Source organism: Bacteroidia bacterium (genome assembly GCA_033391075.1).
Classification (GTDB): Bacteria; Bacteroidota; Bacteroidia; order J057; family J057; genus JAWPMV01.
This window is the reverse complement of record JAWPMV010000001.1, coordinates 1,070,728-1,091,988: the sequence shown is the minus strand read 5'-3', so window position 1 is coordinate 1,091,988 and position 21,261 is coordinate 1,070,728. Positions and strand designations below refer to the sequence as shown.

At 40.9% G+C, this 21,261-nt stretch carries 17 protein-coding genes; 6 read left to right on the top strand and 11 right to left on the bottom strand.

All coding sequences use genetic code 11. From position 1 onward, the window contains the following. Positions 1-10: 10 nt before the first annotated feature. From R8P61_04305 to R8P61_04295, 3 genes are all read right to left on the bottom strand, one after another. Positions 11-793: an enoyl-CoA hydratase-related protein gene (locus R8P61_04305; GenBank protein ID MDW3646265.1), complete on the bottom strand. Its 783-nt coding sequence runs from the start codon at positions 791-793 to the stop codon at positions 11-13. A 102-nt stretch (positions 794-895) separates the two neighbouring features. Further along, on the bottom strand, positions 896-1,360 hold the full coding sequence (locus R8P61_04300) for a transposase (GenBank protein MDW3646264.1): 465 nt from the start codon (positions 1,358-1,360) through the stop codon (positions 896-898). Next, positions 1,357-2,895, bottom strand: coding sequence for a ComEC/Rec2 family competence protein (locus R8P61_04295; GenBank protein ID MDW3646263.1), 1,539 nt, complete (start codon positions 2,893-2,895; stop codon positions 1,357-1,359). Before R8P61_04295 ends, R8P61_04300 begins: the two co-directional genes overlap by 4 nt. A 223-nt stretch (positions 2,896-3,118) precedes the next feature. Between R8P61_04295 and R8P61_04290 the strand changes: the two genes are divergently transcribed. Further along, entirely contained in the window at positions 3,119-3,913 is a 795-nt protein-coding gene (locus R8P61_04290) for a hypothetical protein (protein MDW3646262.1), read from the top strand. Between the two features lie 10 nt (positions 3,914-3,923). Next, positions 3,924-6,836 (top strand): hypothetical protein, encoded by a 2,913-nt coding sequence (locus tag R8P61_04285; protein ID MDW3646261.1) that lies wholly within the window; start codon positions 3,924-3,926, stop codon positions 6,834-6,836. A 114-nt stretch (positions 6,837-6,950) separates the two neighbouring features. On the opposite strand, the gene yaaA is transcribed toward R8P61_04285, so the two are convergent. The 4 genes from yaaA to R8P61_04265 all read right to left on the bottom strand — a co-directional run bounded on the left by yaaA (position 6,951) and on the right by R8P61_04265 (position 10,559). Next, positions 6,951-7,718, bottom strand: a complete 768-nt coding sequence (gene yaaA / locus R8P61_04280) for a peroxide stress protein YaaA (GenBank protein MDW3646260.1) — start codon at positions 7,716-7,718, stop codon at positions 6,951-6,953. A gap of 13 nt (positions 7,719-7,731) precedes the next feature. Then, complete coding sequence (locus tag R8P61_04275; protein MDW3646259.1) at positions 7,732-8,793, bottom strand: hypothetical protein; 1,062 nt, start codon at positions 8,791-8,793, stop codon at positions 7,732-7,734. Positions 8,794-8,857: 64 nt separating this feature from the next. Further along, the gene (locus tag R8P61_04270; GenBank protein ID MDW3646258.1) at positions 8,858-9,820 is read right to left on the bottom strand and encodes a DUF2268 domain-containing putative Zn-dependent protease; all 963 of its coding nucleotides are present in this window, start codon (positions 9,818-9,820) and stop codon (positions 8,858-8,860) included. Between the two features lie 37 nt (positions 9,821-9,857). Continuing rightward, positions 9,858-10,559, bottom strand: a complete 702-nt coding sequence (locus R8P61_04265; protein MDW3646257.1) for an SDR family oxidoreductase — start codon at positions 10,557-10,559, stop codon at positions 9,858-9,860. A 181-nt stretch (positions 10,560-10,740) separates the two neighbouring features. Here R8P61_04265 and R8P61_04260 point away from each other — a divergent pair, with 181 nt between their 5' ends. Further along, a complete protein-coding gene (locus tag R8P61_04260) occupies positions 10,741-11,496 on the top strand; it encodes a DUF6503 family protein (protein ID MDW3646256.1) in 756 nt (251 codons plus the stop codon). 100 nt (positions 11,497-11,596) lie between these two features. On the opposite strand, the gene R8P61_04255 is transcribed toward R8P61_04260, so the two are convergent. After that, entirely contained in the window at positions 11,597-12,592 is a 996-nt protein-coding gene (locus R8P61_04255; protein MDW3646255.1) for a hypothetical protein, read from the bottom strand. A 221-nt stretch (positions 12,593-12,813) separates the two neighbouring features. On the opposite strand from R8P61_04255, the gene R8P61_04250 reads away from it, so the two are divergent. Further along, positions 12,814-13,512 (top strand): DUF4919 domain-containing protein, encoded by a 699-nt coding sequence (locus tag R8P61_04250; GenBank protein MDW3646254.1) that lies wholly within the window; start codon positions 12,814-12,816, stop codon positions 13,510-13,512. Positions 13,513-13,661: 149 nt separating this feature from the next. Beyond that, positions 13,662-14,444, top strand: a complete 783-nt coding sequence (locus tag R8P61_04245; GenBank protein MDW3646253.1) for a DUF697 domain-containing protein — start codon at positions 13,662-13,664, stop codon at positions 14,442-14,444. 46 nt (positions 14,445-14,490) lie between these two features. Here the strand turns inward: R8P61_04245 and R8P61_04240 are convergent, their stop codons facing one another. After that, positions 14,491-15,954 carry an N-acetylmuramoyl-L-alanine amidase gene (locus tag R8P61_04240; GenBank protein MDW3646252.1) on the bottom strand — a complete coding sequence of 488 codons (1,464 nt, stop codon included), beginning with the start codon at positions 15,952-15,954 and terminating at the stop codon, positions 14,491-14,493. A 439-nt stretch (positions 15,955-16,393) separates the two neighbouring features. Here R8P61_04240 and leuS point away from each other — a divergent pair, with 439 nt between their 5' ends. After that, complete coding sequence (gene leuS, locus R8P61_04235) at positions 16,394-19,177, top strand: leucine--tRNA ligase (protein ID MDW3646251.1); 2,784 nt, start codon at positions 16,394-16,396, stop codon at positions 19,175-19,177. A 57-nt stretch (positions 19,178-19,234) separates the two neighbouring features. Here leuS and R8P61_04230 read toward each other — a convergent pair whose 3' ends face one another. Further along, complete coding sequence (locus R8P61_04230; GenBank protein ID MDW3646250.1) at positions 19,235-19,819, bottom strand: hypothetical protein; 585 nt, start codon at positions 19,817-19,819, stop codon at positions 19,235-19,237. An 86-nt stretch (positions 19,820-19,905) separates the two neighbouring features. Then, the gene (locus tag R8P61_04225) at positions 19,906-21,246 is read right to left on the bottom strand and encodes a hypothetical protein (GenBank protein ID MDW3646249.1); all 1,341 of its coding nucleotides are present in this window, start codon (positions 21,244-21,246) and stop codon (positions 19,906-19,908) included. Between the last annotated feature and the right edge of the window lie 15 nt (positions 21,247-21,261).

Below are 21,261 nucleotides of genomic sequence, written 5' to 3'. Positions count from 1 at the left end.
GAACACGTCCCTACCACTCCAAATCCTTTGACTCAAGCATCAGGGCAATTCCTCGACGAGCATCCTCGGTAACCCGAGCGAATGCATCCATGCGGATTCCGAATTTGAGGGCATTTTCCAGGGGAAAGTCCTGCATGTCGGAGATCATCTTTTTAGCGAGTTGTAATGCCGCTGGAGAAGTGTTTTGACAAAGCTCTTGTGCAAACTTATTGATGAAGGGCGAAAGTTCGTCTCGGGGCATAGCCTCTGTGATGAGTCGATATTCAGCAGCTTTTTCTGCATTTATCGTTCTACCACTCAATAAAAGAGAGCGGGTGCGAGTTTCTCCCAATCGACGGATCAAATAGGCCATTGACATGGCCGGAGACAATCCCATCTTCACTTCGGGAAAAGCGAAGCTGGCATCTTCGGAAGCAAAAATAAAATCTACCACTGCCAGCAAGGCGCATCCACATCCGATGGCCTGACCTTTAACTTCCGCAATGATCACCTTGGTCGCACGATAGAGGCTGAAATACATCTCGGCCAAACCTTGTGCATCAGCGCGATTTTGATCCAGAGAATATCCTGCAATTTTTCGCAGATACTCATTATCATATCCACGGCAAAAGTCCTCCCCATTTGCTCGTAAAACGATGAGTTTGGCACTTCCGTCTTGCTCGGCTTTGAGGATAGCGTCCTTGAGCTCGACGGCTGTGATATCACTGAGGACGTTCCCTTCCTCCGGTCGGTTCAAACTGATATAGGCAACGCGATCCTGAACGAGGTATTCTAAGTGCTGGTAAAGTTTCATGCAATCGTTTCCCGAAGCTAGGTTAATTTTAAATGAGCGACAAGCCGTGTGTAAGCAGGAATTTTATGGAATCTTACATCTACTTGTTTCCCTTTGAAAGGATTACCCTATCCCTTTCACCCAGGCAATCGGCAAACATTCATTTCCTCTTCCCAAAGGTTCCAGTTCCCAGAGTTCTTGCTTCAGACTTATGAGCCGATGGATTTTTTCCTGCCTTCTTATTCGCCGCCTTAGGTAAGGAATCTTAGCGGGACTCAATGAATAGGCCCGATAATCCTTTTCCCATAGCATCTCCTCCCTCAAATACTGTTCCGCAGCTTCTTTTATATTCCGAACCACAGCTGACAAACTCTGTTTGGGGTTCAACATCAATAAAAGATGGACATGATCCTCAAGCGCATTGGCTACATCCAGATAGATTTCTTCATCCTGACAATACTTAAGGAGGAATAGAAGGAATTTTTGCCTTTTGCGGACAGGGATTCTTGGCATGGCATCCAGGGTAGTCCAGATCACATGTATCCAGGTTCGGCTTCTGGCTTCAGGTAAATAAAGGGAGTGCTTCATGATAATTGCTTATAAGTTTTGTATTGCTCTTTAAAAAGAACAGGAGGAAGGAGAAAAAGACTCGCTGCTATCAATACTTGAATCAAAAGAATCAGAATAGCTTCTGTTTGGAGGTTTGGAATCTTAAGTATGGCATAAGGAAGCCTAGCTATTTCCACCGCAATCAACTGCAAAAGAGAAAGCATACTTTCGCATACATTTGCCAGAAGTTCACTTATGAGGGAAACTTCTGATAAAAGCATCCAGAGGCAACCACCTAAGACCAAGAAAAAACTCAAGGCACTCGCCAATACATTCGCCAACAGAAAATAAACCGGGAATTCACCAAAATAATATAGAATAAAAGGAGCCGTAAAAATCGAGGCGAGCAAACTGATCACAATCCAGCCGTTCAGGGTATTGAGCAAAAGAAAGGGGCCTTTCATTAAAGCCTGACTGAGGGGGTAGAAAAGTAAAAGCCCAAACACAGCCGCATAGGATAATTGAAAGCCGGGCTGAAAAAGAATAGCAGGATCATAAATCAATTGAATCCAGGCTGAAAAGGACATGACATTTATGGCAGAATATCTGAGATTGAAAAGTCTTAAACCGAGGACCGTAGCCAACATACAAACGGCTCTCACCACTGCTGGAGAAGCTCCAGTCAGTAGCATATAAAAAAGAAGGAATAGCAGTAAAATGCACAATCTGATTTTCCGACCATACAAAATCAGGTTCAAGGGATATAAGATCAGGTTAAAACAAAGGAAGACAATTCCCACATGCAGACCCGAAATAGCAAGAATATGGCTCAGACCGGCTTGAGAAAAAGAAGCTCGAACTTCTTTCGACAAGTCTGCTTTATTTCCCAGAAACATAGCTTTGGCTAATGGCACCAATGTTTTATCCTCCAATAATTCCTCAATTCTGCCCTCCAGGCTTTTTCTAAAATTCCCTACAATCGCAAAGATTGAATTGGAAGTCTTTGTTAGTTCACACTCCTTTACATAGGCCTTATGAAGAATGCCTTTTTTTGCGAGGAATTGATAATATCCATTATCGGTGTCCAATAAGGGCTTGATATACACACGCAACAAAACTTCATCCCCTTTCTGAATCCTTGCATCAGGCGCTTCATTAAATTGTAATTGGACCTTCTCCCCTACTCTATGCCAGACAGAATCGAATTGAAGCGCCTCCAATTGAAGCTCAGATTGATAAGCAAATTTAGTTTTCCTGATATCTGCCACCAAGGCACCCCTAATCCAGGATTCCCGACATTCTACTTCTGCTACATTTTTCTCATAATAATTGATTCTTTCTACTTTCCCACGCCCGTATCCCAACAGTACAAATACTCCCAGGATGAGTACACTTTTATAGCGTTCTACTGTAGGTCCCAGCTTATCACGCTTTAATAAATAGGCGCAACAAATAAGAAGGCTACATATGATAAGTAGAGAGAATGTCAGTTGAGGAAAGGAATGCTCCAGGGCTATGCCTATGACAAAAAAGATCCCCAGACCCAAAAGAGGAGCGTGTAATTGTGTTTTCATGTGGTAAAGGTGCGAATGACAATGAACTTATTTATGGAAACTTTTCAAAAATGGTAATGTTAGCACATCTAAAAAAAAATAGAAAGACGAATAAAATCCAGGATATGTTAGCAATTTTATTCTCTTTTATATAGATTCGAATTACTCTCCACAAAAGCTCAGGACAATCCGTCCTCCTTCCCACTATTTGGATGTAATTTTTCACAAACATTAAAAAACGTCTATGAAACGCTTTTTGGTTCTCCCAATTTTATTGGGTGTAATCCTCTTCGCATGTACGGATGGTGCGGAAAACCTATATGAAGTATCTGATCCTTCCCCGATTGAAATCCGGAAGAGTATACCCGGAAAGCTTGAATTTATTTTCAGGCAAAGCATCATCCCTAACAATACATTAAGTGCCGATGAAGCAACCAGCTCAGTAAAACTCAGCAATCTTAGTGGTGCAGATTTAGCAAATATTCAATTCTTCATCAACATTTACTCAGATTCCAATTTCAAGCCCTCAAATCTACTAATAGAAAATAGGGAAACACTACCAAATTTAGACAAGGGAGCCGTTTCAGACTCATTGTTTCTGACACAAAACATATTTGAGGTGTTGAGAAAGAATCAGATAGAAGTACAGCTATTGAAGGCTGAGGGAATCTCTAGTATTTCACTTGGAGGTACCTACCGGGGAGAATATTTTCTGGAAGGGATTTCAAAAGGTGATACCAGTAAAGTCGGCTTTGGAACTGTAAAAGGATACATAAATTGGGCAGGCAGATTTTCGTTCAACGCTATTTCCGGAAGTCCCCTTAATCACATTTCAGGCTTTATAAATGAAGGTGGTCAACTTAGTGCCAAGGCCAAAGTAGAGAATTTAGGAGACAGCCTGAGCTTTGATAATATTCCCAAAAACAAAGTCATTAAAAGACAAGACAGTCTGGAACTGTTCTTCATCCCGAAAGAAATTCTCAGCAACCTTGATTCTACCATACGTCTGTCTTTCCACCTTATTCCCACACAGCCCTAAATCGAAACTCATGAAATCATTTATTTATATATGCTTAATGATACTGCCATTATCACTTTGGTCGCAGGATAACAATGCAAGCATTAGTCTGGCAGAAGGTCAAAAACAGAAATTAACACAAAAGCGACTTCCTCCAACGAATATTTTTGATATCGAATATCTATATATAGATGCTATTCAATCAGGATCAGGTGGGAACACGTACGAATTTAAATTGTACAACACCCAAAATAATCAGACAAAAGAGAAAAAATTTATACTCAGACCCCTAACCCATGAGAGTTTTTATTCTGCTTTCAAGCATAATTTCAAGGAATTGATTAAGGATATTTCAGACGATCGCCTGGATAATTATAAAGGCGACAAATTGGATACAAAGAAGAACTTTCAAGATGCACAAAACCTTGACACCCAAAAGCAAGAAATAGAGAACAGATTTTTCCAAGAGGCAAACAGGATTTACAATTATTTTATTGGCAGCATACGTACCGTACAATTTATTTCCCTGGAGCCTAAAGCAGGAGATTTATGCTTTACATCAGAAATAGATATTCAGAGAACCATTGCTTCTTCAAAATCAAAATTGGTAAAACGAAGCTTAAAAAGAGAATTCAAGGATTTAAAGAAGGATTGGAAACTCCGCTACGAATATAGGGATGAAAAAGCAATTGGTAAGAAACAAATCATGTTACTGTTGGAAAAAGAAATTTTAGACCAAAACCAAGGCAAGAGTATTGACTCAGCGGTTTTAAAGGATTCCGTATTGAAGGTCTACCTTTCAAAAGAGTCAAGCTTCAAAAAGGGAGTCTGGATAAATAAAAACAACATGATTTATACCCTAGACGGAAGATCTTTATCCGGAAAGGGTGCTATAATGAAAGGCTTGGAAGAAAAAAGGCAGAATAAAGAAGAGGCTGATGCAGATAGAATCTTAATTGATGAAAAATCGAAGCTAGCCTTCTTCAGACAGAAGCAAATTAAACAACAAAGGAAAATTGATGAGTTAGAAGAGGCCATTGAATATGCAAGAAAGAAAGAACAATTTCAGGCATTAGCTTCGAAAAATGATCAACGCTTAGATAGTCTTGAATATTTGACATATCAATTTTTCTTATTGGTTAAAAAAAATGACGAAAAATCGCCAACCCAGGGAAAAAATCCAGGAAAAGAAATAAGGTTTGATTTATTAAATATAAGCTATACAACAGGAGGAGATAAATTCCCGCTTGATGATAGTGATTTAGAGGAAAAAATAAATGATACCGAGGATTCTCTTGAAAAAAAAGAATCCCAAGCTGAATTTGTAAATGATTCCCTGAAAACAGAATTAGATAAAATCAATGCTTTGCTTAAAGCTGAGGAGGATGAAAGTGTAAAAGAAGAAATAACAAGTAACCAAATCAAAGTTCAACAAAAGAAAGACTCATCTGAGAACTTGCTTAAAGACCTTAAATCGCAAATTGATCTACTAGGAAAAGCAAAATCTATATACGATAAATATCATATAATAAATCAAAGATGGAATGATTTAGATGACACACTAGGTGGATTAGAACTCCAAATAGATCGAGAGCATCCAAATATTAGAAAAGAGAGTTTGGAAAACTCGGAAAATGCCGAAATAGAGGATTCAGAATCTCTAAGGAGAAAGTGTGATAACTTAAGACTCAATTTGCAAAAAATAGCGCTCTCTATAGAAAAAGCGGATGATCGGGTCAAAAAAGCTCAAAAAAACTTGGTAAACCAGCGCTTAAAAATAGACTATGCAGAAATTGAATTTAATGATGGCTATATCGAAAACATTCAGGTGTATGGACATATCGTTGACAAGAACGGTACAAAAGATCCAAAGGAATTAAAATTAGAGAATCTTTCTCCTATCGGATTTTCTCGGAAAATAGACTACAATCATCTCAAAAGCAGGAAACTGTATTCAAGGTCTCAGAATTTTGATGTGCCGAATTATGAAATTTACATTAAAGATTTCTTAAATCTGTATCGACCCAAACTGGAAGTGGATAGAAGAGATTATAGTCCTGCAAACCAGGTAATAACATTCAAGGACGATAACTGCTATGAGTTGAAGAAAAGTGCAACTTATAAGCTATTCGAAGCAAATGCATTCAGTGATTTCGCGGGCTTAAGTGCAGGCGAACCTAATGGCCTGATTCAGTTAGAATTTGCTCGCAGACTTCCATTAGTTACCTATAGAAAACCACTCCCAAAATACGACAAAGAAAATCAAGGGGTTCGAAGAGAGCATAATTTTGGGCTTTTCCAATATGTTGAGCCTAGTGCTGTTATTGCCAAATTTGAAGAAACTGAGAGGTTTTTACAATTGGCCCGTCGGGACCGAATTGTTAATGGAGAATATAGGCCCCTCCTTTACCAGTCCACCTTAAATATAAAGCAATACCAAATATTTGAAACTGGATTAAACCTTAATCTATTCGTTTTTGATGCACCAGCGTTCAAATCCACGGTTTATACAGACGCAGGATTTCGTTACGGAATCACCCCAGTACGAGATTCTATTTATACATTAGCAAATGGAATTCCGGTCGCCAGCGATCGATTCAATGATATTAGTATTAACACTTTTGAAACATTCCTGCGTTTTAGCTGGGAAGTACGAGTAGATGAACGTTTAAGACTGATTACGAGCTATCAGCCAACAAGTATTTTTGCACGTACTAATGCTTTCCAACAAGTACAGAATCTTGAAATATTTGCACTTGATGGACAAAGTAAACGTGCAGCTATTCCTTTTCATAGAATTGAGTTTCTCGCTTTCTATGAACCTCCTTCTTCTGGAAATGGCCGTCTTTTCTTCCGTTACCGCTGGAACTGGCAACAAGGCTATTGGAATACAGGCTTTCGCCAGTTACAGTTAGGCTACTCCTTTTACTTGATGGGAAGGTAAAAGAGGTGTTATCGTGTTTTAGTGTTGTGGTTGAAAGAATTACCGTACTACAACACTAAAACACATCCTAACTATCTCCAGAACACGAGGACACCAGAATACGAGAACACTTCTCTAGCGCGTAAACACCCAGGTATCTCCCTCTGTCAATTCCTCATTGTAGGAATAGCCCATGCTTTTGAAGTCTTTCAAAGCTTCGGGATCACTCACCTTTTCTTTGATGGCGAAGTCGCTCATCTGTCCGCGAGCTTGCTTGGCGTAAAGGAAGAGGGTTTTGTATTGGCCGTTTTTATTATCCTTGAAGACAGGCGTAATGATGTGGGCATCCAGGTCTTTTGCCTTTACAGATTTGAAGTATTCATTGGAGGCAAGATTGATGAGGATATTTGAGCCAGATTCTTCCAAAGCTTCTTTTACCGCATCCAAAATCTTCTCTCCCCAGAACTCATAAAGATTATTCTTCCTGCGGATTTTCAATTTGGTGCCCATTTCCAAACGGTAAGGCTGAATCAAATCCAATGGCTTGAGTAAACCATAGAGTCCACTCAAGATTCGCAGATGTTTTTGAGCATACTCGTATTCTGCCTCCTCGTAGCTATCCACCTCCATATTCAGGTATACTTCTCCCTTAAAACTGAGCAATGCCTGCTTTGCATTGTCTGGGGTAAAGGGAGTATGATAATTCTGATAGCGGTCAAAGTTCAGTTCGGATAATGCCGGACTGATATCCATGAGTTGGCCGATCTTCTTCCTACTCATTCGAGACAGGGAGTTGATAAGCTTCTGGCTCTCCTCTAAATGAGCAGGCATGGAATAGTTTTGCGTATATCGGGTTTCCTCTGAGAAATCCAGCTTTTTGGCTGGAGAAATAATCAGGATCATATCTATCGAATCTTTAATTCATTTTCAATTTAACGTAAACCGGGAAGTGATCGCTATATCCTTCCCCCTCAAATTTTCCTCTGAAGATCGCTCTTCTGGGATATTTTGCGCCTCTTCCAAATCCTACTTGTAGCAATTCTACATTATGTACCTTAGCCGATCCCTCCACATACTTCAATTTTCCTTTTTCATCCAATAAGTCTTCACTCATTATGATCTGGTCGAAAAGGTTCCATTTTCCTCTATAGGTCAGGCTACCATAGCTATCTGCATTGTGTAGATTTTTCATGGGATTAAAGAGGCCGTTTTCTGCCAATTCACCCATTTCCCCAACTGCTCCCAAAGTTTCTATAATGCTTTTATTGAAGGGATCATCATTCATATCTCCCATAACAATCACATGTGAATCTTCGTCCTTTGCATAAATATCGTCAATCACTCCTCGTACTTCCTCCGCCACTGCCAGACGTCTGAACTCCGATTCTTCCTGTCCGCCTCTTCTTGACGGCCAATGATTAACTATTACATGAAGCTTTTGGTTTTTAAGTTTGCCTTCAACATGCAGGACTTTTCGAGAAGTATAATCTGGCTCTTGCTTGAAATAGATCTCATAGGCCTCATCATCTGACAGTTTAAATAACTTGCTGTCATATACAAAAGCTACATCTATTCCCCGCATGTCCGGAGATTCATAATGAACATATTTATAGTTTCGGCCAGCAAGTTGTTCCTGCTTTAACAAATCTTCAATCACTTTCGCATTCTCTACTTCTCCCAGTCCCAAAAGATCGGGTCCATTGGGTCCGATGCTTCTAATGGCTTTTGCAATCTGGAAGAGTTTGCGATCATATTTCTTTTGGTCCCACTCATATTTACCTCCGGGCGTAAAATCTTCATCAATCTTGTCAGGATTATCATCTGTATCGAAAAGATTTTCGACATTATAATAAGCCACAACAAACTCTTTGGCCGCAGCTTCCATGCCCCGGCTATTCATTGTTGTAGGCTTGGCGTCGCCACTACTTTTACAAGCCAGCAACAGTAAAAAACTCAGGATAAGCAGGTATCTATTCATGCACAAAAATTTGCGCACTAAATTACAAAGCAGATAGCTCTGTGCCTAAAATGAAAGGAGGCAATTAACCAGAATTTTTCGCCTTATCTGCATACCCACTCTTTTTCAAGAGGCGTTTATAGCCTTTGATACGTAAAATATCCTTGAGGGCCTTTTCTTTATTATCAGCCTGTTCATAATAAGCCTGGGCAATTTTATAACCCATATAATAGCCCAAATCTGCAGGCACTCCTTTAGGAGTTTTATTTCCCTGATACAGCCAATTGTCGAACTTATTGGTGTACATCTCCTTTTGAAATTCCTCCCAAAGCTCTGCCTCATGCGCCTCACCATAATCTATGATATGCTGATTGATACTGACCCCGGTAATGTGTTTAGCCAGAAAATCACAGCTGCCTTCCATGAGAGACATGAGAAGAAGTCGGTGGTTTAAACCTGCCCAGATGGTGCCAAAATTGATGCGCTGTTGGGTGTGGACATACTCATGGGAAACGATGCCGAGGATTTCCGATTCTTCTTTCATCACAGACTGTAGCCAATTGTTCAGCTCTGATTTATCGACATATTTATCCGAAGCGACTATCTCCGTTCCGATCAACATAAATTCTTTGGAGGTAGTTCCTCCTGTACGAAGAGTTCCTATCGCAAAACAAATCTTTGGTGCCTTATGGCCCGGATAGGTCTCTGCATATTGTTGGTAAATCCTTTCGATCTCTGGCCTCATTTTTTTGACCTCCTCTGTACGAGGTCTCACACTCGCCCAAAACTTTGGGAACTTCTTTACAACCTGATAGTATTCAGAAGCTGTAAAATCACGAACTTTTATAAAAGCCACCAGGCCTTCGGTTCCTTTATCTATGTAGTGTTCCTGAAAGGCTTTGATACTATCTGCCTTCGTCTCACAATCCGGAAGTTTATCATAAGCCACCCAAAAATTATCCAGATCATCGGTCAGGATTTCGACCTTCTGTTGGGCCTGAGAGAGGGCAAAAGAAAAGAGGATGGTAATGAGTAGCAGGTATTTCATGGAGAATTAGATTAGAAGCTAAAAGAATAAGACTGTATTACCAGGCAATCGGTTGTCTGTCTCTGAAAAATCCCCCATTAGGACCATCTTTAGCTAAAGTTGCGAGCCATACAATCCCTTCAGCACCCTCGGTTACACTTCTGGGAGCATTCATGCCGCCCATTTCTGTTCTTACCCAGCCCGGACAAACTGAATTGACAAGTATCCCACTTCCCTTCAGCTCATCTGCCAGTTTGATTGTGAGCACATTTAAGGCCGTTTTCGAAACTCCATATGCCGGCGTATTGCTGTTCATTTCATCGATGGAACCAGAACCACTGGAAACATTGACAATCCTTCCGTATCCCATTTTTTTCATAAGAGGAATAAAAGCCTGACACATGCGCCAGGGTCCCATCAAATTGGTATTGAGGGTATCGATTACAGATTGCAAGTCCACTGTTGAGGCGAGCTTTCCTTCATCATAGTTCCAGCCGGCATTGTTGACCAGGACATCGAGTCGCCCAAATTTTTCCTCGACAAAAGCTTTCATTTTAGCCACACTTGCATCCTGATTTACATCCAAAAGCTGAAAGGAAATGTGTTCGACAAGGGCTCCCAGACTTTCTAATGCCTTTCGCCCATCTTCTTCTTTACGACTTGTCAGCATACAATGGTAGCCTTTTTCACATAATTGTCGGAGAATTTCCAGGCCGATCCCTCTATTTGATCCGGTAATGAGTGCGATTTTCCTTTCCATGTATTGAGCTTAGGTAAAAGCAGGAATGTCTGCCTGCTGTCATTTCAAGATAAGCTTCCCAAAGAAATTTGCCGAAGAATTTTCAGAATTTGTCCGAAACCTTGAGAGCAGAACAAATTTTATCCGAGATTTGGACAGGAATTTTAGCTAGTATAAATACTTACTTAGAAAACATTAGACAATGAAAGAGATCTCTTTAGCCAGCCTGATTATCTTATTATTCACAGGTGTGGCCATGAAGCAAACAAACAGCCGGCAGGCTGAGTATCCAAAAGCACTACAAATGGTTTTTGATGCACACGGAGGCATAGACGCATGGAAGTCCTACGGAGCCCTGACTTTTGGGATAGAAAAAGAAGATGAAATTGAAATGAATTATGTCAATCTCTGGGACAGAAAGGACCGTATAGATGGCAAGAATTTCAGTATGGGTTATGACGGAGAGCAGATTTGGTTGAAAGCCGGAGAAGATTATAAAGGAAATGCCACCTTCTACCATAATCTCATGTTTTACTTTTATGCCATGCCCTTTGTATTGGGGGATGAAGGGATCAATTATTCAGAAGCCGAGGCCCTCGAGTATGAAGGAAAGTCTTATCCGGGCGTAAAGATCAGCTATAATCAGGGAGTTGGAGCAAGTGATCTGGATGAATATATTTTATACTATGATCCGGAGACCTATCAAATGGCCTGGTTGGGATATACGGCTACTTATTATTCAAAAGCGCGTAAGAAAAATTTTAATAAAATCCGCTACCACAATTGGACGAAAGTAGGCGATATCCTGCTTCCCCAAAGCATCAGCTGGTTTAAAGTTGAAGAAGGAAAACTAATGGAGCCAAGAAATACGGTCAATTTTACAGACTTGAAGTTGAGCAAAGAGCCTCATTTGGACAGTAGGTTTGAGATGCCTGAAGGAGCGAAAGTAGCTGAGTAAATTTCTTCACAAAGACATGTCATCCCGGATATCTAAAAGATTCCAGGATGACATTTTTTTATTCTTGCTCCCTGATCTTAAGGTCTGCACTTTCACTCTTTTACTTAAACCACTTCTTAATCACCTCCATCACCGGTTTATTCTGAGGAGTAAAGTCTCGGTTCCCCTCCCCTCCTACTCTATCATGGTAATCATACCATTTCCAGAGAAATCCTCCCGCAAACCAGCTTTCATGCCAGAAGGTTTCATAAATCGCTTTATAGGCCTCTGATTGAGCTTCCATACTTAGTCCTCCCAAATCTCCTTCTTCCCAGGGACGACGGGCTCCATAGGCTACTGAGCAGTATCCATATTCAGTAAACAGCACAGGCTTTTTATATTTTTTCTGCACATCCTTAATTTGCTTTTTATGAGGTGCCCAGGACTGACAGAGGACATCCTGGCTGGCATTCTTTGTCTCAGAAAGGGGGAAGTAAGCATCGATCCCGATGTAGTCGAGTTGATCCCAAAATGTAACCCGATCAAAATTATCCCAATTAGCTGCATAAGTCAGTTCACCAGAATATACCTTTCTGATCTTTTTAATGAGTTTTGGGAAATACGTTGGACGTTTTCTCACGATCTGGCGATACTCTGTAGCAATACAGATCATTTCGACACCCAACTTTTCTGCTTCGATTGCTAAGGGCAGAATGTACTCCTCATATTCCTTTTCCCATTCCTGCCATTCAGCTTCACTTTCCAGGTAAAAATCTCCGGCCCAACCTTCACCACTTACCCATATATGAGGTTTGAGCATCACCTTCAAACCCTTCTCCTGAGCAAACTTGATAGTGGCAATCGTTCCGCTTGTTTTTTCTCCCCACCATTGCCAAGGCGTATTGTGCCTGACACCCGGAGACCTTCGGTTGCTATAAGCATAGGGCATAACGGAAATCCAACCTGCTCCCAGATCAACTACAGGTTCCATAGGATTTGTATGTACCACCCGGGAAGGAGCGACAAAATTGACTCCATTGATACGATCCTCTGGAACTATTTCATGAGAAGCTGGAAGTAATAGTAATAAGGCAATAGAAAGAATAAAGGACTTCATAATTAGGAAAACGCTACAAAGGGAAAAGGGTTTAAGAAAAACTTTCGAGATCAAGTATGAAGTTTTTAAAGGAGTATTTGCACAGAACACCAATCAAAATTCTGAAAAAGAAACATTTACGGATTTGTCCCATTTCCCTCCTTCACTAGCGGGAAATCAATTATCAGTTTTCGGATTTAGCCATTTCATTTACTCCTACTCAAGAACTAAACCCAAAGACTATGATATTGCTCAAAAGATTATCAACAACTATCCTGTTACTCACTCTTCTTCTTTCCGATTATGTAGCTCAGGGCCAGGAAAGCATGTTCAATTCTCCTGACTATAAAAAAATCGAAGCACAAATTGCTGATACTGCTAGCAAATTTTATTATCCAAGACTTATGGATCGCTATGAGTATGCGGATAATAAAATGAGCCTGGAAGAGAAAAGATGCCTTTACTATGGGTATACCCTGCATAAGAACTATGCTCCTTATAAACAATCAAAATACCTTGACAGCCTGTATAAACTTCCCAAACAACAGAACTATAGCAAAAAGATGCTTAATAAAATTCTCCTCTATGCGGATTCTGCTTTGGCAAAAGATCCATTTGATTTAACTGCGCTCCTTTATCAGGAAAAAATCTATCGACAACTCCATAGACCTCGGAAGTCATACATATGTGGATTTCGGATTAAGCTCATTCAGGAAGTATTGATGAGTAGTGGAAATGGGCAGAGTAAAGAAAATGCGATCCACGTAATTTCAGTTCCTCATGAATATGATTTCATGCGCCTAATGGGTCTGAGGGTGACAGGGAAAAAAAATAGCCAGGATCAGCCTTTTGATTATTTATATGTAGCCCCTAATGACATAGATGCAGAAGGCTTTTATTTCAATGTCAGTGTTTTTAAAAAACTCCTTTACAGAAAATAAACAGGATTTATTTTTAAGATTTATCGTCCCTTTCTTCCAACTCTCCTGCTAAACATTGTGTCATTAAACAGACAAAAATGTAACCCAAGCCCTTTGTTTATCGAAAGAATACTATGGGTTCTAAACAATCAGAATTATAAAAGAACATTATGAGCGATAAATCGACTAAAGAAGAAATACCTCAAAGCGTACTTGCTGAGGAAATCATCCGCAATCACGTGCTATATGCCATGGGAGGAAGTGTGATTCCTATTCCTCTACTAGACCTTGCTGCTGTAACCGCTATCCAATTAGATATGCTCAAGCAGTTGGCAAACCTTCATGAACTAGATTATTCAGAAAGCTCAGGTAAAGCTCTTGTTGGAGCTTTGACTGGAAATATGATGATCAGAATCGGTTCATCGCTCTTTAAAGCCATTCCAGGCATCGGTACCATTTTAGGAGGCATCAGCCAGGTAGTTCTTTCTGGTGCAGCAACCTATGCATTGGGAGATGTTTTCCATCGCCATGCCACAGAAGGAGGCAATTTCCAGGACCTCGATATGGAAGTTTTGAAAAAATACTATGAAGAGCGATATGAAGAGGGCAAGAAAAAAGCCAGTGAGTGGAAAGAGGAAATGGAAAATGAGGTTAAAGAAGTAGAGATTGAGATAAAACAAGCTGCTGAAGCAGCTACAGCTCCTAAGGATGATCAATCCGTAGCTTTACAAAAACTCAAGGAATTGGGTGAGTTAAAGGAAAAAGGCGTAATCTCCGCACAGGAATTCGCTGCGATGAAAAAGCAGATCAAAGGAGAATTTAAAGAAGCAGCAAAGGAGCCCCAAAAAGCAGCTCCTAAAAAGCCGGCAGCAAAAAAACCAGCAGCCAAGAAAACAACTGCCCGGAAAAAAGCTGCTCCTAAAAAGAAAACAGATACTGATAAGAAGGAGTAATCCCTCTATCTGACTTCCAAAAATTAAAACAGAGAATCTCGGACGCTTACAGCAATAGTATTTTGCGCGTAAGCGTTCCTTTTTTATTGCGGAATCGCAGAAGGTAAATGCCTGAACTCAGCTCGGGCAGATCCAGTTGAAGACTTTGGCTGCCGAGAAATAAATCCAATTCGCGCTGAAGGAATACCTGTCCCTGGTAATTAAGAACCTCCATCATGACTTCACCAGCTTGTATAGCTGTCCAGCTGACATTGATGTCTCCTTCGCTAGGATTGGGATAAACGTTTAGTTCGGAAATTTGGTCCAAGTCATTTACAGAAGTAACCATGGTGCAGGCTGTCAAAATAGAGTCTGCATTATCTCGAACCTGAGCGGCCAACATAGGGTAAAGATTGGCACCCGGACAAAGGGTATTGCATCCATCTCTATGACCAGATATCGTTTGTAAGGTAAGTCCACTGGAAGCATGCAAAGCTGAGCCTTTAGGATCGAGGCCTGAATCACAACTTTTCCAGGCTAATAAAGCTTCCAAACTTGCCAAAGCTTCAGGACTTGGCGTAGCTGTTTCAAAATTTCCCAGGAAGCAAATGCCCATCGTACCCGTATTTTTTCCACAAAAATGTGCCCCTCGGACATTATTTCCACCTCCTCTTCCTTCATAGATCACTCCATTCGGATCGATCAGCCAGTTATAACCGATATCATCCCAGCCATTGGTATTTTTATGCAAATTCCAGATGGCCAATACTGCCGCTCCCCAATCACTGCTATTATTAGGTCCGGCAGAGTGATGAACGATCATATGCGTTACATCCGTCATAACCGGAGAACCTGATCCTGAAAAGGTATTCCCATCCGGGCAATTCCAGGCGACCCTATCAGAAAAATCTGGCTGCGCACAATCACACTCACTTTCATTAAACTTCGCCAATGGATTTCCCGCATCATCCGGCTTTTGAAAATCGCCCGGAGCACTTCCCACATTTGGATTGAAAAAATCAAGCTTAAGACTTCGAAGCCTTATAGGAGGAAGCGTAATCGCATCATTACTCAAAACAATCATAAACTCGAAAAAGCGCTGACTGCCATCGAGGTAGAGCATCTCTCCGATATAGCGGGTATCATCCGGATCAATTTCATGAAAGAGACCAATTTCTTCCCAGTTAGACCAGTTATTACCATCCGAAGAAAAGCGGACATTAAAATGAAAGCCTTCTTTGCGATAATTGTCTACCTCTCCGACCGGTGTAAAGGTCAGGAATGGATAAGCATTTTGAATAGGAATATCGTACTTCTGGGAAATATAAACGGCCTCAAGGTTTCTCCTGTGAGAAATCAATCCATTAGAAGTTTGCAGGATATTTATTTCTTCCTGCCCGGCTTGAGGGACCAAAAAATCAATATTGATACTGGATTGGACGGGTACAGCTTGAGCTACTGAGATACTAATTATATATAGCAAGCTCAAGACGACAGGTCTTAGCAAAGACGAAACTTCTTTAGGAATCATTATACCCGTTTATTGTAGCGGCCAAGTTACATTTTTCTCTAAATATTACTTACCACTTTTAACAGCTATTGTTACTTAGTCAAACCTTATGCCATAGATCAGGAGGAATGGGATATTTTGTCCACAGCTCAGGCCAGCTTCTGATAGATAGCAAGAGGGCTTTTATAAGGAAAAAAATTGTGCATTTAACCAAATGGACCTTTTGCCGTAAGATGTAAGCACACCTCTTTTATATTTTTCTAAACAGCACAGGAAAGGATTTGTTTAACGAATCTTTTCTGACCTGATCCCCTTAGTCTAAATTGGCGAAAGCCAGCAATTTGAATTAACTTCGCAAGCCGAAAGCAAAAGGCATGAGAAGGGAGGCATTTTTGCTATGCTATAGATCGAGATCAGGCCCCTGCTGCTTTCACTTTTACTTAAATTTCATTCTTAACCCATGGGAAGTTACGACTTTCAAAAAATTGAAAAAAAATGGCAAAGCTACTGGAAGGATAATCGAACCTTCGTAGCCGAGAAATTATCTGAGAAGCCAAAATACTATGCTCTTGACATGTTTCCTTATCCTTCCGGAAAAGGTCTCCATGTAGGGCACCCACTGGGATATATCGCGACTGATATCATCACTCGCTTTAAAAGATTGAAGGGATTCAATGTATTGCACCCGATGGGTTTTGACTCTTTTGGTTTGCCCGCCGAGCAATATGCAATCCGCACAGGTATCCACCCTGCAGAAACCACCGAAAAGAATATCTCCCGCTATTTGGAACAAATGGAAGCTTTGGGTTTTCATTATGATCCAGATGCTGTCTTGTCTACCTCTGATGAGGATTATTACAGATGGACTCAGTGGATCTTTTTGAAGTTGTTCAAGCATTGGTACAACAAGGAAAGCGAAAAAGCCCAACCTATCGAAGACTTGATTGCGATTTTTGAAAAGGAAGGAAATGCAAACATAACTGCAGCGACTTCTCAAAAAGAGCGCTTTAGTGCAGAGGATTGGAAGGCGATGGATGAAAAGGCCCAGGCAGACATTTTGATGAATTATCGTTTGGCCTATAATGCCTTTGCCAATGTAAACTGGTGCCCGGCTTTGGGAACGGTATTGGCCAATGAGGAAATCAAGGATGGGAAATCCGAAAGAGGAGGTCATCCCGTAGAGCGCAAGCAAATGCGTCAGTGGATGTTGCGGATCACGGCCTATGCCGATCGTTTGTTGTACAATTTGGACAACTTGGATTGGTCGGATTCCATGAAAAATATGCAGAGCCACTGGATCGGTCGCTCGGAAGGTGCCAATATCACCTATGATGTAGATGGGGTGGAAGATACAATTACTGTATTTACGACCCGTCCTGACACCTTATATGGAAATACATTCATGGTTTTAGCACCTGAACATGATTTGGTTGCAAAAATCACTACTCCCGAACAGCAGAAAGAGGTAGAAGAATATGTAAGCTGGGCAGGAAACCGTTCGGAGAAAGACAGAATTGCTGACACGACCAAAACAGGAGTATTTACCGGAGGTCATGCCATCCATCCTTTGACAGGCGAGAAATTGCCAATCTGGATTGCGGACTATGTAGTCATAACGTATGGTACCGGAGCCATCATGGCCGTACCTAGTGGAGACCAGCGCGACTGGGATTTCGCCAAAAAATATGGCTTGGATATCGTCAAGGTAGTCGAAGGAGGAGATAATGAGGATGAGCCTTACCAACCTAAAGACGGAATTATCATCAATTCTGACTTTTTGAATGGAATGGTGGCCAAAGATGCCATCGGAGTCATGATCGACAAATTGGTGGAGATGGGCATAGGTGACAAAGAAGTTACCTATCGTCAACGTGATGTGATTTGGTCCAGACAACGCTATTGGGGAGAGCCAACGCCTATCTATTTCAAGAATGGCATCGCCTACCCCATGGATGAATCTGAATTGCCTTTGACTTTGCCAGAAGTAGATCAATATAAGCCTTCCGAAAGTGGTGAACCTCCTTTGAGTCGAGCCAAAAACTGGAAAGAACGTCCGGATGGAGGCTTGGTAGATTTGAATACCATGCCCGGCTTGGCAGGCTCCAGTTGGTATTTCATGCGCTATCCGGATGCAAAGAATGACAAAGTATTTGCGGATAGAAAGATCGTGGATTACTGGATGCCGGTTGATTTATATGTAGGAGGAACAGAGCATGCCGTAGGGCACTTGATGTACTCTCGCTTCTGGACTATGTTTTTGCATGATATGGGAGAGGTTTCTGTAGAAGAGCCTTTCACCAAATTGGTCAATCAGGGTAAAATACAGGGTACGTCTCAATTGGTCTTGCGGAAAGTGGAAGATGGGGTTCAGAAATTCGTTTCTGCGGACATGGTTGCTGATGCCGAAAGAGCAGACTATGCCGAGATACATGTCGAGGTAAATATGGTACAGGCCCAGACATTGGATTTGGAGGAATTCAAGAAGGATCCGATGTTGGAGGGGAAGTATGAATTCATCACCAATGCCGATGGAGAGTTCAAAACGGTTCCCAGAGCCGAGAAGATGTCCAAGTCCTACTATAATACGGTAGACCCGGTAGACATCTGTAGAGACTATGGAGCGGATACCTTGCGCTTGTATGAGATGTTTTTGGGGCCTTTGGAAATGGCTAAACCCTGGAATACAGATGGAATTTCAGGAGTACATAACTTCTTGAAGCGTGCCTTCAATTTATTCATCAATGAGCAAGAAGAAGTCATTTTAACAGATGATAAAGCTAGTGATGAAGAATTGAAATACTTGCACCAATGTATCAAGAAAGTAGAAGAAGACATTGAACGTTTGGCTTTCAATACCTGTGTTCCTGCCTTTATGGTCTTTGTAAAGGAAATGGGACGTTTGAAGTGCCACAAGCGTGAGATTTTAGAGCCTTTCTTGAGGGTATTATCTCCATTTGCTCCTCACTTCTGCGAAGAATTGTGGGAGAAAATCGGACACAAAGAGAGTATCTTATTTTCCACTTATCCTCAGTGGGAAGAAAAATATTTGGTAGAATCCACCATCAATTATCCCGTTCAGATCAATGGAAAAGTACGGACAAAAATTGATGCAGCTGCCGATGCTGACAAGGCAGCAGTTGAGGAGATCGCCTTAGGAAATGAGACCGTACAGCAATGGTTGGAAGGGAAATCACCCAAAAAGGTGATTGTAGTTCCCGGACGGATCGTGAATATTGTTGTATAGTCAAACGGAATCTGGTATTCCAATTATCGTAGGTGTCGATCTTGATCGGCACCTACTTTAGTTTATGACCTTCCAGGGTTTAGAAGGATGAATAAAACTATAGGATTTCTTTTGGAACAAAAAGATAGTTAGCAATCCCAATCCCACTTCAAAAGCGCCAGATATGCGAAGTCTGTTTTTACTTTCCTGATCAAGGACCATCAGTGAATTTAATCCACTAACCAGTCCTGTAACTATCAGTACGCCCCCTATCGCCTCGGGAATGGATTTTCTATTTTTTGCCTTTAGACTCCGATATCCATATAGAAATCGTATGCTATCACGGTGAAAGCTGAAATCAATATTTCCTGAAGGAGATTCCAGGAATTCTCCATAGTCAAATTTCTCTACATTTCGTTGACTCCATACTTCATCGAGCTTCATCCTGATGCTGTCTTTGCCTATTGACTGAATCTGCCCTACGATTTCCTGGTAATTGCAACATTTTTGGGCCTCATAATTTTCCCCCGCCGATATAATCATCTTAAATACCGTAGAGCTAGGGAAAGCCTTCTCCCGTTTTCCATTGGAAATTTTTAGCTCCTGACCAAAAGATAGTGTGAATACAAAAGAGAGGATGATTGTGAGTATAGATCTGGACATATTGTGTTTTAGATCATAATACAGCTTTCTCCCTTGGTTACAAAAAGACTGATAGGGAGAATTCCGTTCAGGAGCTTCTACTTCCCTTACTTCCAAAAATAAATATCTGCGTAATGCGAAGGCTCTTCTTTTTCAGCTCTGTTGCGCATGATCGTCAAATGATGCTTTCCTCTGGGAAGATCCTTGATATCAATTATATTCAGATAACCTTCTTCTTTTTTTCTGGGATGGATGTAGAACATAAAGGGACTACTTACCTCCAGGCTATCATTTAGGCTCAATTGAAAATAAGCTTCCACACACTCTACAAACTTTTCCGGAATATCTGCTTCTGGACTTTCAAAAAGTTGAATGGTGTTATTATTCAAACCCTCAGAACGTGAAATTTTCAAATCTTTACACAATTCCTCAAAATCATCATTAAATCGGCTGCGGTAGGAAATAAAGAGCTCCAGATAATCTTCCTTTATGATTTTAGAAGGGATACTCGCCCGGTAGACAAAGGTATCTTCATCTCGCTCATCATCATAAAAATTATTAGAAATAAGCGCAGGTTTCTCTTTATCCAAAGCGTGGTACAAGGTTGTAACACCCGTATGGTAGGGGGAAAATTCCAGGTAAAAGTTGATGGAATAGGTACAAAAAAAGACAAAGGGAAATAATAACAGACCAAATCTACGGGTGTACTTCTTGATGATCAGGTGGTAGTATAAATCCCGGTAAAGAAAAGCAAAAGTAATGTAGCCCATGAAGCGATAGAGGGGATAGTAGATCTTATCAAAGCCCTTCAATCGCTTTACCCAGCCCAAGCTGAGAAAGTCAATAAAATAGATAAAAGAAATCAGGAGAAATCCATAAAGCAGCACAGTTCCTACAGGCTCTATCCATTCCCCAACAGCCTCCACCAAATATTCAAAAAACAACTTATTCAGTAAAGGAAAATAAACCAGACTTACCAGCGAAAAGGAGATAAATATGAATACAGATAGGAAGGTAAAGGAGAAAATCGCACTACAAAGTTTATCCAGTCGCTCGATATAGTCATCCCAATGATCGATAGAATATTTCAGGAACTGAAAACGGGGGGCAAATTTATCGTAAATGTTAAGCTCCTTATCCTTTACCGAACTTAATCCTACCGCCCCAATCCACAAACCTCGCAAGAGTACATTGATTACCAGACTCACCAACATAATTTCCAGGATCAGGTAGATGATGGAGTTTATATTGTACAAGAGCTCAGCCCAGGTACTGTCAAATCTGTTTAAATCAAAGAAATTAATATTTTCTTCCAGGCTTTCTTGCCCTCTTGCAATGAGTATGATAGAGAAACCGGACACAAGAAGCTCAAGGTTCCAACTATTGTTTCTTAATTGATTCAGCCAACTTTGCCAACTGCCTGGGTCAGGATTTGGATTTGTGTTCATAGATGTAGGTTTCTG